This is a genomic window from Magnetospira thiophila (assembly GCF_054657015.1).
The window spans coordinates 283,900-300,991 of sequence record NZ_BAAHXF010000002.1 but is presented as its reverse complement, the minus strand read 5'-3'; the positions used below and the strand labels follow the sequence as shown (position 1 = coordinate 300,991).

12 protein-coding genes are annotated in these 17,092 nt (G+C 61.8%); 5 read left to right on the top strand and 7 right to left on the bottom strand.

The genetic code is table 11. From position 1 onward, the window contains the following. Nucleotide 1: 1 nt before the first annotated feature. A complete protein-coding gene (gene kefC / locus ACYQ1P_RS11005; protein WP_460020406.1) occupies nucleotides 2–1,828 on the top strand; it encodes a glutathione-regulated potassium-efflux system protein KefC in 1,827 nt (608 codons plus the stop codon). A 4-nt stretch (nucleotides 1,829–1,832) separates the two neighbouring features. Here kefC and ACYQ1P_RS11000 read toward each other — a convergent pair whose 3' ends face one another. From ACYQ1P_RS11000 to ACYQ1P_RS10990, 3 genes are all read right to left on the bottom strand, one after another. Further along, complete coding sequence (locus ACYQ1P_RS11000) at nucleotides 1,833–2,177, bottom strand: hypothetical protein (RefSeq protein WP_460020405.1); 345 nt, start codon at nucleotides 2,175–2,177, stop codon at nucleotides 1,833–1,835. A 120-nt stretch (nucleotides 2,178–2,297) separates the two neighbouring features. Then, nucleotides 2,298–2,459 carry a YdcH family protein gene (locus tag ACYQ1P_RS10995; protein ID WP_460020404.1) on the bottom strand — a complete coding sequence of 54 codons (162 nt, stop codon included), beginning with the start codon at nucleotides 2,457–2,459 and terminating at the stop codon, nucleotides 2,298–2,300. A 106-nt stretch (nucleotides 2,460–2,565) separates the two neighbouring features. Continuing rightward, nucleotides 2,566–2,862 (bottom strand): hypothetical protein, encoded by a 297-nt coding sequence (locus tag ACYQ1P_RS10990; RefSeq protein ID WP_460020403.1) that lies wholly within the window; start codon nucleotides 2,860–2,862, stop codon nucleotides 2,566–2,568. Between the two features lie 131 nt (nucleotides 2,863–2,993). Between ACYQ1P_RS10990 and ACYQ1P_RS10985 the strand changes: the two genes are divergently transcribed. Beyond that, nucleotides 2,994–3,182 (top strand): hypothetical protein, encoded by a 189-nt coding sequence (locus ACYQ1P_RS10985; RefSeq protein ID WP_460020402.1) that lies wholly within the window; start codon nucleotides 2,994–2,996, stop codon nucleotides 3,180–3,182. Between the two features lie 5 nt (nucleotides 3,183–3,187). On the opposite strand, the gene ACYQ1P_RS10980 is transcribed toward ACYQ1P_RS10985, so the two are convergent. Both ACYQ1P_RS10980 and ACYQ1P_RS10975 read right to left on the bottom strand, forming a co-directional pair. After that, the gene (locus ACYQ1P_RS10980) at nucleotides 3,188–6,124 is read right to left on the bottom strand and encodes an ABC transporter substrate-binding protein (RefSeq protein WP_460020401.1); all 2,937 of its coding nucleotides are present in this window, start codon (nucleotides 6,122–6,124) and stop codon (nucleotides 3,188–3,190) included. Between the two features lie 74 nt (nucleotides 6,125–6,198). Continuing rightward, nucleotides 6,199–11,634, bottom strand: coding sequence for a LamG-like jellyroll fold domain-containing protein (locus ACYQ1P_RS10975; protein WP_460020400.1), 5,436 nt, complete (start codon nucleotides 11,632–11,634; stop codon nucleotides 6,199–6,201). Between the two features lie 297 nt (nucleotides 11,635–11,931). On the opposite strand from ACYQ1P_RS10975, the gene ACYQ1P_RS10970 reads away from it, so the two are divergent. From ACYQ1P_RS10970 to ACYQ1P_RS10960, 3 genes are read left to right on the top strand one after another with little or no spacing between them, the layout of a single operon-like run. Continuing rightward, nucleotides 11,932–13,263, top strand: coding sequence for a TolC family protein (locus ACYQ1P_RS10970; protein WP_460020399.1), 1,332 nt, complete (start codon nucleotides 11,932–11,934; stop codon nucleotides 13,261–13,263). After that, nucleotides 13,260–14,945: an ATP-binding cassette domain-containing protein gene (locus ACYQ1P_RS10965; protein WP_460020398.1), complete on the top strand. Its 1,686-nt coding sequence runs from the start codon at nucleotides 13,260–13,262 to the stop codon at nucleotides 14,943–14,945. The genes ACYQ1P_RS10970 and ACYQ1P_RS10965 overlap by 4 nt, the downstream gene beginning before the upstream one ends. Further along, nucleotides 14,942–16,237, top strand: coding sequence for an HlyD family type I secretion periplasmic adaptor subunit (locus ACYQ1P_RS10960; protein WP_460020397.1), 1,296 nt, complete (start codon nucleotides 14,942–14,944; stop codon nucleotides 16,235–16,237). The genes ACYQ1P_RS10965 and ACYQ1P_RS10960 overlap by 4 nt, the downstream gene beginning before the upstream one ends. Nucleotides 16,238–16,240: 3 nt before the next feature. On the opposite strand, the gene ACYQ1P_RS10955 is transcribed toward ACYQ1P_RS10960, so the two are convergent. Together ACYQ1P_RS10955 and folK are read right to left on the bottom strand one after the other, a co-directional pair. Further along, entirely contained in the window at nucleotides 16,241–16,429 is a 189-nt protein-coding gene (locus ACYQ1P_RS10955) for a hypothetical protein (protein ID WP_460020396.1), read from the bottom strand. A gap of 74 nt (nucleotides 16,430–16,503) precedes the next feature. Beyond that, nucleotides 16,504–17,001, bottom strand: coding sequence for a 2-amino-4-hydroxy-6-hydroxymethyldihydropteridine diphosphokinase (gene folK, locus ACYQ1P_RS10950; RefSeq protein WP_460020395.1), 498 nt, complete (start codon nucleotides 16,999–17,001; stop codon nucleotides 16,504–16,506). Between the last annotated feature and the right edge of the window lie 91 nt (nucleotides 17,002–17,092).

Below are 17,092 nucleotides of genomic sequence, written 5' to 3'. Positions count from 1 at the left end.
TATGGACGATCAAAATTTGCTCCTCAATGCCTTCATCTTCCTGGCTGCCGCTGTTTTGGTGGTGCCGCTGGCCAAGCGCGGCGGCCTGGGATCGCTGCTCGGCTATCTGCTGGCCGGGGTGGCCATCGGCCCGTTCGGGCTGGCCCTGGTGAGCAATCCGCAGGCGATCCTGCATTTCGCCGAGTTCGGCGTGGTGATGATGCTGTTCCTCATCGGCCTGGAACTGGAACCGGCCACCCTGTGGCGGCTGCGTCGCCCGATTCTCGGCCTGGGCGGCGGACAGGTGAGCGGCACCGCCGTGGTGCTGGCCCTGATCGGGCACGAAATGGGCCTGACCTGGAGCGTCAGCCTAGTGGTCGGGCTGGGACTCGCCCTGTCCTCGACCGCCATCGCCCTGCAAACCCTCAAGGAACGCAACCTGATGCAGGCCGGGGTCGGACAATCAGCCTTTTCGGTCTTGCTGTTTCAGGATATCGCGGTCATTCCCATCCTCGCCCTGCTGCCTCTGTTGGGCGATGGTAACGGCGACACGGCCTCCGGCCTGCTGCCCGGTCCGGGCTGGGCACAGGCGCTGTTCATGGTCGGCGGCGTGGCGATCATTGCCCTGGCCGGCCGCTACCTGCTGCGACCGGTATTTCGCTACATCGCCGCCACCGGCATTCGAGAGATTTTCACCGCCTTCTCGTTACTGCTGGTGATCGGCATCGCCCTGTTGATGCAGGCGGTGGGACTGTCGGCGGCGCTCGGCACCTTCCTGGCCGGGGTGGTGCTGGCGGAATCCGAGTATAAACACGCCCTGGAATCGGACATCCAACCCTTCAAGGGCCTGCTGCTCGGACTGTTCTTCATCTCCGTCGGCATGTCGGTGGATTTCGCCCTGCTGTCCAGCGCCCCCGGACTCATCGTCGCCCTGACTCTCGGGCTGGTGGTCGTCAAGTTCACCATCCTGAACCTGCTGGGCCGAATCGGGGCGCTGGGGGGCGAGCGCAATCTGTTGTTTTCCACCATTCTCGCCCAGGGGGGGGAATTCGCCTTCGTGATTTTCCAGTTCGCCACCCTGGAGGGCGCCATGCCCGGCCAGTTGGCCGCCCAACTGACCCTGGTGGTCGCCTTGTCCATGGCCACCACGCCCTTGCTGCTGTTGCTGCATGACCAGATCCAGGCGCGTCGGCAAAAACCCGCGCCCACATTGGAAGAGCCCGAAACCATTGACCATGCGGATAGTCCGGTCATCATCTTCGGTTATGGACGGTTCGGTCAGGTGGTCGGCCGGTTTCTGGCCGTCGCCGGGGTGGAAACCACGGTGCTCGACAATGACCCGGACCATATCCAGGTGCTGCGGCGCTTCGGTCACAAGGTGTTTTACGGCGATGCCTCGCGCATGGACCTGATCGAGGCCGCCGGGGCCGACCGGGCCCGGTTGTTCATTCTGGCCATTGACGATCCCGACAAGTCGGTCGAGGTCGCCACCCTGATTCGCAGCCACTATCCAGATGTGACCGTTCTCGCCCGCGCCCGCAACCGGGTCCATGCCTACAAACTGCTGAAATGCGGGGTGCGGATTTTCCGTCGCGAGATGTTCGATTCCGCCCTTCGCCTGGGCCGCGAGGCGCTGGAGCAGTTGGGCAGCCACCCCTACGAAGTGCGGCGCACGGCCATGGCCTTCGCCCGCCACGACCTGGAAACCTTCATGGCCAGCCTGGAAATCCATGACGACGAATCGTCGCTGATCTCGCTGGCCCAGCAGTCCCGCTCTGATCTGTCCATCATGCTGAAGTCGGACCGCGACGGGCGCGAGGCGCTCCGCGATGCGGACTGGGGCCTCTAGAACTCTAGATTTTCTTATTCAGCGCCTTGGCCGCCGCATTCACATCGGCCCCGCCCTCGGCGCGCTGTGTGCTGCCGGTCAGTGCCGCCGCCCGGGCCAGTTCCTTGCGCCGTTCCTTGGTGTAGCGCAGAATCCGGACGGCACCGTCGATCTTGTTCTGCAGGCCTTTCTGGAGGTCCAATTCCTGGTGAAACAGGATGACCAGCCGCTTTTTGTGTTCCTCATCGCCCTTGCGCTTGAACAGTTCGTTGACCACGACGGCGATGCATTTCCACAGATTCTCTTCCGTGTCGACCGTCCCCATCAAGGGAATCAGTTGTTGCTCGTACACGGATTCCCAGTCTGTCATGTGAACGGGTCCAGTCTGTGAAAGAGGATTCCGCTACCTCTTCAGACAGCAGAACAAAAAAAACGAACGGGGCGGTCCCTTTTTACCAAGACCGCCCCCCGTGCTAGCACGCTCGCGGCGTCAAGCCAACTGAGCGATCTCGTCCTTGATCTTCAATTTCTGCCTTTTGATATCGGCAATGGTCGTCTCGTCTGGATGGGGTCGGTTGTTTTCACGGTCAAGCACTGCTTCCAATTCATGATGTTTCGCCTTCAGCGCCGCAATCCGATCTTCAACACTCATGGGTCGATCTCCATTAGTTACCCCAAAAAATGACTTCGAATCATACACCGGTCGAAATCAAAACGCCAGAAACTGCGACACCTGTTCACAAAATGAGCCCATCGGGTCAGGACATCGCCCAGGCAATCAGGGCCAGACCGATCACCCCGGTCACCAGGGCGCTGAAAAACTCTTTTTCCATGACCCTGCGGGCCGTCATGCCGAGCAATAGAACACCGATGATGACCACCAGCCAGGTGCCCCACCCCGCCCCCTCCAGGCCACTGCCACGGGCCACGCCGGACAGAAAGTCGTCGAACGCTTCGGCAATCCCGCCGCCGATGGAGGAAAGCCAGGCAATGACGTTGCCGACCATTTCACCCAGGCTGTCAAACAGACCCTGGTCGCTGACCTTGAAATCCATATCCGTGTCCCCTTGGTTTGGCGACGGCATAGCCTAAAAATTCAGGTGGATCAACCGGGAGCGGACAGGATGAACTTGTCAAACGCCCCGAGCCTTCCCAAATACGTTCCATGAGCCGGGGAGACCACAGCATGAGCCAGTGGCAGAACGACAAATACGAACCCTGCCCCAATTGCGGCGGCGAGGGACGATTGACCGCCCAGCGCAGCGGCGACTGGCGACGCAGGCCGGATCTTTACCGACCGGACCAAATGGTGGAGTGCCTGATCTGCGGCACTACAGGTCAAATCCCCAAGCGGGGTACGTTCAACGAAGGCTGACCCCCTCAGGCCGGCTCTTCCGACGGCTTCAAGTCCTCGAATTTGGGGAGGAAACCTTTCTCCAATGTATCCGGCGACGGGAAGATGCCATTGGAAATCAGCTCATCCCATACCGTGGTATGGACCCCCTCGACCACTTCTTCGCGCGCGCCGTAATCCTCGATCCAGATCTGCACTTCATAGGTTGCCACCCAGCCCAGGTTCCATTTCATGCCGGTGAATCGCACTTCCGGTTCCGGGTCCTTGCACACGTAGGGCAGTTTGGCCGCCGTACGGGTCATAATGTCATCGACCACATCGTGATTGTAGCGGGCATCCACCTCCACATTGATTTCCAGACGCACCACCTTTCCGGAATCGAAATTATGCACCCCGGCCTCCGACACCTGACCGTTGGGAATACTGATGACATACCCGGCACGGGTCTGAACCCGGGTGGTGCGCCAGGTGATGTCGATGATCCGTCCTTCCTCAATATCCCCGATCTGCACCCAGTCCCCGACACTGAACGGCCGTTCGATATTCAGCACGATGCCGGAGAAAATATTGGAAATATTGGCCTGTACCGCCAAGCCGATGATCATGGCGAGGAGGCCGGACGTGGCCAGGAGCGAGGTCACCTTCTGATCGAACACGAAGGCGATCACCCCGAAAATGGCCAGGGAATAGAGGGTCACCGAGCCGAACACCCGCACCACGTTGGGTATGGTCCGCCCGGTGTGTTCCTCCAACGGCACCCAGACGAACCGCTCCAGGGCCAGCCCCGCCAAGCGGGCCGGAATCAGCCACCAGAGCACGTCATAAACAAGGACAATGATGTCGATGTAATGGTTGTCGAGCCGGTGAAAAGCGCTTTGCAAAGCCAGATTGCCCACCGCCAGCCACAGAAAGGGCCAGGAAATCAGGCGCAACAGCCAGGACTGCACATGCCAGAATCGGCGCTTGCTCTTGCGGTCCATCCAGACGGCGAACAGCATGCCCAGAAAACCGAAAATCCCCACATAGATGAAATATTCTGCCGCCACGAAGTCGCGCGCCTGAACCTCGCCGCGCTTGATCAAAACCCCCAGGTCGATGCGCGAAAAATCCGGAATGTTGGTGGTATAGCCCACATAGGCCGGGTCGCCGAGGGTGCCGCGACGGGAGATTTCCTGCGACACCCAGGCCCGCTCCGGCACCCAGCCCAGATTGGGATTGATCGCCTGATCCCGGCGGATTTGCGACAACACCGTGTCCCCGCCCTGCAAATTCATGCCCAGAACATCGACCACATAGAGCAGGTTGTTGCGGTTGAGCTTGCGATGCGACAGGCTCACTCCCAGCACATGGGAGCCATAGAACCGGTCAGTCTGGGTGAAATTCAGCAGGAACTTGCCGGACACCTGATAGGCCCGATAGGTCATGTCATCGACCTGCTGTTCGTCGATTGGCTCCTTGAGCTCAATGGGTTCGACCGCATTGGTGAACGCCACATCCTGGGGCGCGAAATCGCCCCGATAGCGGAACCAGATCACGAAATCCAGATGCGCCGTGTTGTTCTCGATGGAGATGTCGGAGACCTCCTTCAGGTCCATGCCCGTATAGACCACGTTGGTGCGGTACATGAACCGATCATTCACATAGAGCACCTTGCCCTTGCGCAGTTCCTCAATGTAGTTGGTCCGTCCCGCCGAAGTGATCGGCTGCAACTGGGTCAATGCCGAAACCATGTCCAGGCCGTTGTACACACCGACCAGAACCGGGGTCATGCCGCGCCGCTGCGGATCGAAGGTGCGGGTCCCGGCGACGCTGTTCACCCCATTGCCTTCGATTTTCATGGATTCGAGAAAATCGACGATGCGCTGGCGTTTCTCGGCGACCGAGCCGGTGGCGGCCCCGTCCTTGCGTGATTTCAGGCCGCTAACCAAAAGATGCGCCGCTTCATAGGCATAGGCCGCCACCCAGTCGGGAGCCTCGCCAAAGCGATCCCGATAGCGGCTGGCAAAGGTCTGCGCCTGCTCGTTGGCGGTATCGAACTGCAAGGGAGTTGCCGCCATGACACCATCGGTGTAGCGGGCCAGATCAGCCCCGGGGGGCATCCCTTCGGCAATAAACTTGCGGAAACTTTCGGTGGTCATGCTCGACGGGGCGATGATCACATTTTTAAGCCGGGCGTCGCGGATCATGCGCAACAACTGGGCCCCCTGCTGCCCGCGCACCGCCAGGAACACGGCCCCGGCATCCTTGCGTTCCTCCAACTCGGCGACAATGCGCTCCAGTTGCGGCTGTAGGTCCTCAACCCGGGTATCGAACAGCCAATTATAGCGAATGGCCGTTCCAAAACGCCGATAGGTGGCCTCGAAAGGTTCGGCCAGCGCCGCCCCGTAGCCGTCCACATCCTGGATGATGGACATCAATTTATGGCCCAGCACGTTGCGCGCGTAGTTGGCCAGAAAGCGGGCTTCCTGCTCCTGATCGAAGACCGTCCCATAGACCGGCCCCTCAGGCAGTGGGTCAGAGGACAGCGGGGCCGGGACAATCAACGGCAGGCCCGTCTGCCCATAGACCGGGGCGACCTGTCGAACCAGGGAATCCTGCCAATGGCCGAGCACGCCGAGCGCCTCTCCATCGGCCAGTTCCTTGGCCCGGGTCACCGCCACCTCGGGCTTGCCCTCGTCATCGACCATCAGCAGCGACAGCTTCTTGCCGCCGACGCCCCCGCCTTCATTGACGGTCTGGATGTAGAGTTCGGCCCCCTGTTTCAGCGATCGGCCGATCAGAGACTCCGGGCCGCTCATCGGCCCGATGACCGCCAGGCTGACAAAATCGCGCGCATCGTCCTTGAGAAAGGTCTGGCGCACGACCAGCGTGACCACCAGACTCAACAGCGCCAATACCAGCAGAATCAACAAAAACCGACGCCGCTTCGACTGTTCCGACCGGCCGCCCTGCCCCCCACTCATCGTGCCATCCCCTGTTGATTTTCTCGCCCGCCCCCCATTCTCCCGCATGTCGCGGAAAAATCAACGAAAAGGCTTCAGGTGGTTTGCACGTCGATGTGAATCGTCTCGGTGGTCTGGTTGCCGGAAGCATCGGTAAGAGTCACCGCGAACCCATCATCGGTCGCATCCGTCCCGGTATGCTCATAGGTGTATGTATTGCCCGTCATGGTCATAGTTCCATAGTCGGAATCCACGGCCAGAGCATAACTCAGGGACTCGCCCCCCGCATCGGTGCCGAGAATCAGGCCCTTGTAGGTCTCACCCAACGCCACCTCGGGCTGCGATAGATTGGTGAAGGTCGCGCCACCCGACAGAGTGCCCGCATGACCGTTGCCGGAGCCATCGGCAAGGGTGGTGCCGCTTCCTTCGTTGAAGTTCCAATAGCCGCTCAAATCGCTCTCATTCCCGTTGAGCTGACGCCCCAAGGTTTCTTGAATTTCCGTTTCACTACGCGCATCGGCCCACAGGCGCACCTCATCGACCGCCCCGCTGAACAGGGATGTGGCGGCCCCGCTGGCATCGGGATCGCCGCCGACCATCAAGGCCTGGGCGCTGGCATCCACCGTTCCGACAGGGGAAGCCACATCGCTTTGCTGCACCCCGTTGACATAGAGGGCCATGTTCCCCGCCGCATCATAGCTGCCCGCCAGATGCACCCATTCCCCTGCGGTCAGGGCGCTGTCGGACTGAACACTATAGGTCGTACCATCGACGGACAGGGAGAACGTGGCCAAACCGTCAACCAATTGCAGGCCGAACCCACCGTCCTCCAGATTGGAGACGATGCTCTGGGTCGTGTTGTCGATGACGTCTGGACGCACCCAGGCTTCCAGGGTCAGCGGCCCGGTCAGCGACAGGGCTGCCGGATCGGCCAGGGTGACATAATCGTCGGAACCATCGAAGGTCAGCGCCTGATTGTCTTCCAGCGAGATATCCGGGGTGACGGTCTGGGAGGTCTTGTCGGCGATCACTTTGCCAGAGTTGACCAGGGCGTCGAGCCCCGATTGATCCAGGTCCACGCCCTCCAGAGTCACTGAAAATTGCGTCAGATCGGCATTGCCGTCGGCGCCGGCCACCCCCAGAACGGTTTGCGTCGAATCATGGGAACTGACAATCACCTGACCACCGCTGGTGATGCCCAGGGTCTCGAAAACGCCGTCGAAATCCAGCTTGTCCTGGGCTGAATTGAAATCGGTGACCGTGTCGTGGCCCGCCTGAGTGAACACGAAGGTGTCGTTTCCGGTGCCGCCGGTCAGAACATCGTCCCCCGCCTGACCGTCGAGACGGTCATGGTCGGCCCCACCGAGAATCACGTCGTCGCCCTTGGAGCCGGTGATGGTATCCCGCCCCGCCCCGCCGTCGATGCTGTCGATATTGCGTAGTACCGTGGCACTGAAGTCCAGGGTGTTGTAGGAGCCATCGCCGCGGATGACATTGACGCCCGCGCCGCCGTCAATGACGTTGATTCCGTCACTGGCCAGAAACTGGACGTCGATCCCGATCATGTCATCGCCATCGCCGCCGAGAATGGTATCCGTGCCCAGCCCCCCGACGAACGAGTCATATCCTTGTGCGTCTCCGTCAATGCGGAACACGTCATCCCCGGCCCCGCCGGACAGGATATCGTTGCCCGCCCCGCCGACGATGGTGTCAGATGCCGACGAACCGGTAATGCTGTCCACACCAGCCCCACCGTCGATGGAGGCGATGTTGCGCAGCTCGGTGGCGCTGAAATCCAGGGTGTTGTAGGAGCCGTCGCCCAGCAGGACATTGTACCCGGCTCCGCCGTCAATGACTTCGACCGAATCCGTCGTCAAGAAATGCATATCGAACCCGATGGTGTCGTCACCGTCGCCACCCAGAATCGTATCACTGCCCGCGCCGCCATTGAATTGGTCGAACCCGTCGCCCGTGCCGTTGATGAGGAAAACATCATCCCCGTCGCCACCGGACAAAACATCATTCTGTCCGCCGCCAACGATGGTATCCGCCGCCGCAGATCCGGTAATGCTGTCCACACCAGCCCCACCGTCGATGGAGGCGATGTTGCGCAGCTCGGTGGCGCTGAAATCCAGGGTGTTGTAGGAGCCGTCGCCCAACAGGACGTTATGCCCTCCCCTGCCGTCGATCACTTCCACGGAACTTGACGGCGTGAAGCTCAGGTCAAAACCGATGTTGTCGTCGCCGTCGCTGCCAAGGATGGTATCATTCCCATCACCGCCGTCGAAAGTATCGAACCCATCGCCCGTACCGTTAATCCTGAACACATCATTGCCCGCGCCACCTGACAGGTTATCGTTCCCGGAATCTCCCTGGATCAGGTCGTCACCGTCATCGCCAGAAAGATCGTCATTTCCGGTGCCGCCGTAGAGCATGTCCGAGTCATCGCCGCCGGAGAGTTGATCGGAACCGTCGTTGCCATACATGAGGTTCTGGACGCTGAGATCGACGGAAACATCGGATGGGTTTTCGTTGCTGTTTGCCCCCTGATAGAGCGCATTGGGATCGGTGGCGATGGCAAAGCTCACCCCATCCTGGACGACCACGCTTTCGATGGTATTCCAGCCGGAAAGATGGAGTTGGAAATTCGTTTCGTCGATGATGAAAGGATTGTCCGCGTCATAGAGACTCTTGTCCGCGTTGTTGTAAGCCTGAAGGGCGGTCAAAATCTCCGTCGTCGGCATGTTGTCGGGATCGAACTCAATGCGCAGCACATCGGAATCGCTCAGGCCATTGGCCGCGCCGCCATGGATCTCGTCAAATCCGGTCGCCACATGGTCGGCCACGGAGAAGGCATAATAGGGATCGTCCTCGCCGGTGATGGTCGTCGTCGCCGTCGCCGCAGTCACTCCGCCCTCATTGTCGATCACGTTGTAGGTCACCGTCAGATCGACGCTCTCGGAAGCGGCCAAAAACGCGAACTTGGACGGATCAATGGTCAGAATGCCGGAGGCATCATCAACGGTAAAAAACGTCCCCGACGGCGTAATCCCGCCCGAGACCGCGACCGCGACGGAAGCCGTATCCAAATCGAACCCGGCATCCGCGTCGGTTGCGTTGGCCAGCAGATTGATCTGGAACGCGCTGTCGGATTCAGTGATGTCAGTCGGTCCGACCACCGGGCCGCTGATTTCCGGGGCGTCGTTGGCACCGGTCACGGTAAAGGTCGCGCTGGTCGCCACCGAGCCGCCGTGGCCGTCGGACACATTGTAATCCAGGCGCAGATCAACCTGTTCCCCGGCGTTCAAATAATCGAACTGGGACGGATCAATACTGAAAATCCCGGAGTCATTATCGACGGAATACAGTACGTCCCCCGAGGGCGCCACGCCGCCGGTCACACGCACCGTCACGGAATCCGTGGCCAGGGTATCGTTGCTGTCCACATCCGAGGCCTGGGCCAAAAGATCAATCTGGAACGTCGAGTCATTATCCGACGGGCTGTCCGATACCGCAAATGAGGCGACCACCGGCAGGTCATTTTCGCCGATGATGGTCACCGTTGCCGTCTGGGTGACGGAGCCGCCCGAACCATCTTGAATGGTGTAGCTGTAAACCAGCGTTTCCGTTACGTCCGCGCCCAGATAGGCATAGGCATCCGTGTCCACGGACAGCACATTGTCGGTGATGCTGACCCCCACATCGTTGCCGCTGATCAGGGTCATGTTGGACAGGGTGAGGGTCGAGCCCTCGGGATCGGTTGCCCCGGACAGCAGATCGACATCCTGCGTGCCGGTTTCTTCGGTATTGGTGACCACGAGCGGGCCGCCGGTGACCGGGTTGCTATTGGTCGTCGGGGTCGGGGTCGGGGTCGTATCGTTATTGTCGTTGTTCGTGTCGTTGCCGCCCCCGTCGGAGGAACTGTCCCGGCTGGTGCTGGTATTGGGGATATCGTTGGCGCTGCCCCCGACCAACCCGTTCGGTCCACTGTCACTCCCCCCATCGGAGCCGAAATTCGGCCCACTCCAAGTGCTACCCCCCGTGGGTTCTGGGCCACCGGCCGCCGTTTCAAAGTTGGCCAGGTCATCCAAGGAGATATCGTCAACGGCCACCTCCTCGGTCACCGGATCGGTCACCGGATCCTCGGTCCCGGCGGCGGTGCCGCTCTCCAGGAAGTCGGCCAAATCGTCATCGACGGTATTCTCGGCCAGCTGAGTCCCCGAGTCCGTCCCCAGGGCCGCGGCAATCTGTTGCGCGGCCTGGGACGCCTGCGCATCGGCCAACACCGGATCAACGCCCTTCTCCAGCGCCGTGGACAGGTCGGCCTCGTAGAAGCCGTCGCCACCCAGGGCATCGGCATTGCCGGTCGCCAGTGCCGTCAGAAGTTCATTCCCACCTTGATCCACTTCCCCCTCGGCAAGGACAATGTCCTGGGCGGTGGAGATCGCATTGGGCACCGCCTCGGCCAGCGACAGTCCGTTGCCCAAGGCCTCGGAAAGCGCCTGGGTAAAGGCATCCACATCCACACCAAGGGCCTCGATCCGGGCGTTCACATCGACACCGGTGGCAAGGGACAGCAACAACTCGTCAATCTGGGACAGGGTCAGTTGGGTTTCGCCCCGGGCCTGTTCCAGTGCCTCGACCGTGCGCCCGGCCACATCAAGGGCCTCAGTGCCGAGTCCCCGCGCCAGGGCCTGCCCAAGGGCGTCCAGAAAAGCCGAGCTTCCCCCTGCCTCGGGAGAAAACTCGCCCATTGCCAGCGCCGCGATCATCGCCTCGGCGGCATTCTGCGGCAGAGCCGTCAATTGATCGGCCAGGGCCAAGTCCGCCTGCGCCTGAGCGGCGATTTGCATCGCCTGTGCCATGTCCGCGCCATTGGCCAGTGCCTCGCCGAGAGCCTGTTGGAAGGCTTCGGAATCGGTCAACTCCGACCCCAAGCCCTGACCGGAGGCCAAGGCTTCGAGCAGGTCATCCCCGCCGGCCGCCGTATCCAGGCCATTGAGCAGGAAGGCATCGACGGCTTCCCGGGCTTCGGCCAGCGCGACCTCCAGGGGCACGCCCTGGGCCAGCGCCTGACGCAGCACCTGGGTGAATAGCGCCAACGCCTCTTCGAGCATTTCCGGCGGCACGTCCATGAGTTCGGAAACTTCGGCCTGACTGAGGTCGGCGATTTCCTGTCCGGGGGTGTCCTGGTCCGACAGCTCGGTCAACCAGGATTCATCAAGGGTCGGCGGGGTCATTTCGGCTTCGGCCTGGGCCTGGGCGAGACTGTTCTTGGCCTGACTCAGCGCCACTTCCGGGGCCAGCCCCTCGGCCAACCCATCCATCAGCGTCGCGACAAAGGCATCGGCAGCCGCCTCGGTCAGGACTCCGTCGAACCCTTCGGCCCGCGCTTCATTCAAGGCGGCATCCAGAATGCCGTCGAGCACCGACTCAATGCCTCCGGTGGAAGAAATGCCGCTCAACAACAGTTCCAGGGAAGTTGCCCCTTCGCCGGGAAGGTCTGTCGTCTCGTTCTGATCTATTGCCATTGTCCTTGCCCTTGAGGGATTCCGAACCTTAACCGGATCGCAACCCAAAGCGCCCCACACTCAAACCAACGGAGTGTCAACGCACAGAGCCCTCTACGAAACCGGCCTATTGTTATTATACATGATCCGGTTTTTTTGAGGGCGAGGAATAAAAAGCCTTAAATCCTCTCAAGAGCTTAGACTATAAGGTATACAGAGTTTGACTCAAAAAGCAACCTTGAAGCCTTCGCAGTGGAGCAACGGAACGCGACTATGAAGCGCCGCATCGCCCTCTCAGCAGGAAAACGGCGTTTTTCCATGACATTGGCTGCAAAGGGCGGCCTGATGGGGCTTGTCCTGGTCCTTGCACAGCCCAGCGCGGCCGAGCCCTTCTCGAATTTACTGGCCGGGGTTCTCAACGACCACGACCGCATTCTGGCGGTGCAGGCCGAACTTCAGGCGGCCCAGGAACGGGCCAGGGCGGCATTTGCGCCCTATTTTCCAACCCTCGATGTGACGGCCAACGGAGGCTGGGAAACCCAACTCAAGCACGAGTCTCCCAAGACTTCCACGACCTTTCAGGAAGCGGACCTGAGCCTGACCCAGTTGCTGTGGGATTTCGGGGCTTCCGATGCCGGGATCGAGCGGGCTCGGCTGCAAATCTCCGAAAAGGAAGTGGCGCTGATCTCGGTGCGCCAGGATCTGATCGAGGAAGCGGCCAACGCCTACGTGGACCTGCAACGGGCGATCACCGTTCTCGAATATGCCCGGCGTTCGGAGGCCAACATCCTCGACACTACCGGTCTGGAGGAGGCGCGCGTCGAAGCCGGCGGCGGCCTGTCGACCGACGTCCTGCAAGCCAAGACCCAACTGGCGGAGGCCGAATCCCGTCGCATTGCCGCCGAGGGGGCGCTGCATCGGGCGGAAAACCGCTATCGCTCGGTGTTTGGTACCCTGCCGGAAGACCTCACGACCCTGTTTGAGCTGACCCTCGAACCCAGCAACCTGCCGCCGAGCCTGGAGGTGGCATTGGAACAGGCCACGGCCCATAACCCCGACCTGCAATTGGCCGCGCTGGGCGAAGCCATTTCGCGCCAGGATCTGCGCCAGACCCGCCAAAGCGAGTTTTTTCCCAAAATCGAAGCCATCGCCGAACGCAAATGGAAGAACAACGTGGGCGGCACCTTGGACTTCAAGGGCGAGACCCTGGCCAAGGTGGAACTGTCGTTCCCGTTCAATCTGGGCTTTGTCGCCGTCAATACCCTGCGCGCCGCCGAATCGGATCTCACCTCGACCAGCCGTCGCCTGGGCGATACCCGCCGCAATGTGGAAGAGGAATTGCGCAACGCCTGGCATGCCCTGGACATCGCCCGGCAGACCGCCGAGGCCCGGCATACCCAGGCCGAAATTTCCGCCGCCTTTCTTGAACTGGCCCGCGAGGAACGCAACTACGGCCAGCGGTCGCTGATCGACGTTTTGTCCGGCGAGACCTCGCTGATCAACGCCCGCAGCGATGCCACCAACGCCGAGTCCGACGCGGTGGCCGCCGCCATCACCCTATTGCGGGTCACCGGCCAACTGACTCCCGATGTATTCGTGGAAAGTCCCCCCGCTCCCCTGGACCTGCCCCTGGAGAGGACCTTGCCGTGAGAGAACTGCTCCGCCGCCTGCTCTCCCGCCCGGGCATTGCCGCCGAATTGCTGATCGCCTCGCTGCTGGCCAACCTGTTGGCCCTGGCCTCGCCCCTGTTCGTCATGCAGGTGCTGAACCGCTATGTGTCCTATGGGGTCGATTCCACTTTGGCCACCCTATGCGCCGGTGTTCTGGCGGCCATTGTCCTGGAATTCGCCTTTCGTCAGGCCCGTTTGCGGCTGGCCGAGGCGGTGCTCGGCAACGCCAACCGGGAACGAGCCCATGGGGCCTTCGGGCTGTTGCTCACGGCACGGCGGGAAGCCCTCGACCAAATCCCCGTCGACCGGCGACGGGATGCGGTGCGCGGTCTGGAAGCGGTAGAGGCGGCCTTCACGCCGACCAACACCGCCGCCCTGCTGGATATCCCCTTCGCGCTGATCTTCGTTCTGGCTCTGGGCCTTCTCAGCCCCACCCTGGGCCTGATCGCCCTGGGCTTCGTGCTTGGCGTCCTGCTGCTAGGCATTGTCGGGCTGCGTCTGCTGCGCGGTCCCCAACGCCGCCTGGCCGACAGCGAGTCCTCTGGACAGGCCCTGGTCGCCGCAGCAGATCTCACGGCGGACAGCATCCGGGCCTTCAATGGTCATAACCATGTGATGGCCGGTTGGCGGCACTATCTGGAAACCGCCGCCCTGCTGCGCCGCAAAATCGGCGGCACCCAGGGCCTCAACCAGTTGCTCACTCAGACCGCCCAGGCGGCCATGGGGGTGGCGATCATAGCCACCGGGGCACTGCTGGTGGTGGCCGGAAAACTGGATGTGGGGGCACTGATCGGGGCCAATATTCTGGCCGCCCGCGCCCTCGGTCCGGTGGCCCGTCTGGCCCATCTGGGAGAGGCGCTGGTGCGGGCGGAAGCGGCGCTGACCCGTATTGAGGATCTGACCAGACTGCCCGTGGAGGCGGAAAAAGGCGTCCAACTGGCGCCCTTCAAGGGGCATCTGGAGCTGCGCGATTTGGCCTTTGCCCACCCGGGGAGCACCGCGCCGCTGTTCGAAAGCCTCAATCTTGCCTTGGACCAGGGGGCAATTCTGCTGATCAAGGGACGCAACGGGGCCGGCAAAAGCACCCTCACCCGCCTACTGGTTGGCTTGATCGAACCGCAACGGGGCCAGATTCTGGCCGATGGGGTCGATATCCGACAATTGGACCCGGCCTGGTGGCGGCGGCAGATTTGCTATGTCCCCCAGGAACCGCGCTTTCTGGATGGCACCCTGCTGGACAACCTGCGGGCCGCCAATCCGGCCCTCGACGAAGGTCGCCTCAACGCCCTGATTCACAATTGCGGCTTGCGGCGTTTCATTGATGAAAGCCGAGAGGGTGTGCATACGGTCATTTTCGATAACGGCCGCCGCCTCTCGGCCGGGGTCCGCAAACGCCTCGCCCTGGCCCGGGCCATGGCGGTGGATGGCCAGCTGGTCCTGTTCGACGATCCGACGGAAGGTCTCGATGCCGAGGGTCGGCAAGTGGTTTATGGTTTATTGACCGAAATGACTAAAAAGGGGCGCACTCTGATTATTGCCTCCGACGATCCGGTGATTTCACGCGGGGCGCGGCAGATTCTCGACCTGGACAGCAAGCCGGTGCCGCGCCTGCTGCGGGTCAGCGGTCGCCCCCCCACTCGGCCGGTAGGAGCCCCGACATGATCAGCCTGCACGACCCCCTGCCGCCCTGGCGCAGCAACCGGGCCACCCATTTTTTCCTGTTCAGTTGCCTGGCGTTGGTGGCCGGTTTCGTCGCCTGGGCGGCCTATGGAAAGTTGGATATCGTCAGCAACGCCACCGGCAAGGTGGTTCCGGCCAGCCATGTACAGGAAGTGCAGCATCTGGAGGGTGGCATCGTCGCCGAACTGCTCATCGAGCAGGGGGACATGGTGAAGGCCGGGCAGCCGCTGGTGGTTCTGGAAACCACCAGGAGCGGCGCCGATCTGGCCCAAATGCAGGTGCGGCGGGATGGCCACCAGATTGATATCGTGCGTCTGACCGCCGAGGCCACGGGGGCCGAGTCCCTTGACTTCGCGGAGCCGCTGGCCGCCAGCCGACCGGATCTGGTGGAACGCGCCCGACAACTGTTCCAGGCCCGCCGGTCCCGCCTGAACAGCCAGCTCACGGCCCAGGATCAGGCCATCGAACAGCGGGACTTTGAGATTCGCGAGGTCTCGGCCCGGCTGGAAGGCAATCGGCGCAATCTGGCCCTGCTCAACGAACAGTTGGGCATCAGCCGGAATTTGCTCAAACGCGATTTGACCAACCGCATGAAGCATCTGGATCTGGAGCGCGAGGCGGCCGCCCTGAAGGGCAAAATTGCCGAGGACGAGCAACTGCTGCCGCGCACCCGGTCGGCCCTGGAGGAGGCCCGCAGTCGACGCGAGGCCCTGCGTCAGGCATTCGTCGAAGAGGCCCGCGGCAAGTTGCAGGAAACTCAGGTGGCGTTGGAAGAACTCCAGGAATCCCTACTCAAGATCGAGGACAACCTGCAACGCACCATCCTGCGCAGTCCCACCGATGGCGTCGTTAAAACCCTGCATGTGCGAAACGTGGGGGTGGTTCTACGGCCCGGCGAGGTGGTGGCGGAAGTGGTTCCCTCCGACGACCGGCTGATCATCGAGGCGCAACTGCCGACCAGCGAGGTAGGCTATGTGCGGGTCGGCCAACAAGCCATAGTACGTCTGGCGTCCAGGGACGGCATGCGGTTCGGCGGCCTGTCCGCCCAGGTGGCCCAGGTCAGCCCCGATGCCCACCTGACCCAGGACGGCGCGCCCTATTATCTGGTGCGCATCGAAACCACGGAATCGCACTTCCAAAAGGGCGAGCTGCGCTATGACTTGATTCCCGGCATGCAGGTGCAATGCAGCATCCTGACCGGGACGCGCTCAGTCTACGAATATTTCCTGGAGCCCTACCTCTCGGCGTTCCGACTGGCGTTGCGCGAGCGTTGAGACTCAGCCGCGCGGCGGATAGAGCAGATCTTCGGCGGGGAGCGGAATCTGAACTGGATGCATCTGTTCTTCGCGCAGGCGGCGCAGTTGTTGCTCGGCCAGCAGGGCATCAACGATCAAGGCTTGGATTTCATCATCCATTTCCCAGGCATCGCGGGGGAGTGGGGTTGTCGTCGACAATGAGCGGGCCATGATCGCCTCCTGAGCCAATGACCTTCAGATTGACTCTGTTTCAGAGTTTTGTCTGTGACGGGCGACACAGAATTTCAGTCCAGGCGCTCCACCCGCTGGCCCTCGGGCAGGTCGGCCAGCATCTCGGCGACGGTTCGCCCCAGCACCGGATGGCGCCAATGGGGGGCGATTTCCGCCAGCGGTCGCAAGACGAAGGCCCGCTGATGCAGGCGCGGGTGCGGCAATTCGAGGCCCGATTGCCCGTCGAGAATCCTGTCATCATGGGCCAGCAGATCCAGATCCAGCGCCCGTGCCGCATTGGGTACCGTGCGCTGACGCCCAAAGGCACGTTCCGTTTCCAATAGATGCTCAAGCAACCCGACCGGGTCCCAGGCGGTTTCCAGAAGCGCCACCCCGTTGACGAACCAGGGCTGATCGGACAGCGGCACCGGGGCACTGCGCCACCAGCTCGACCGTCGGATCAGGCGCGGCCCGCCCGCCTGTTGCAGTCTGACCAGGGCCGCCTCGCAGGTGGCACGGGGGGACTCATACCCCGGAGCCGACAGATTGGCTCCGATACCGATCAAAATCACCTTGCACACCCCAGACAAAAGGACCAAATGAATTCTTGCGGCGTCGCACCAAACACCCTACGTAATACATTAGCGTCCCCATCCGATTGTA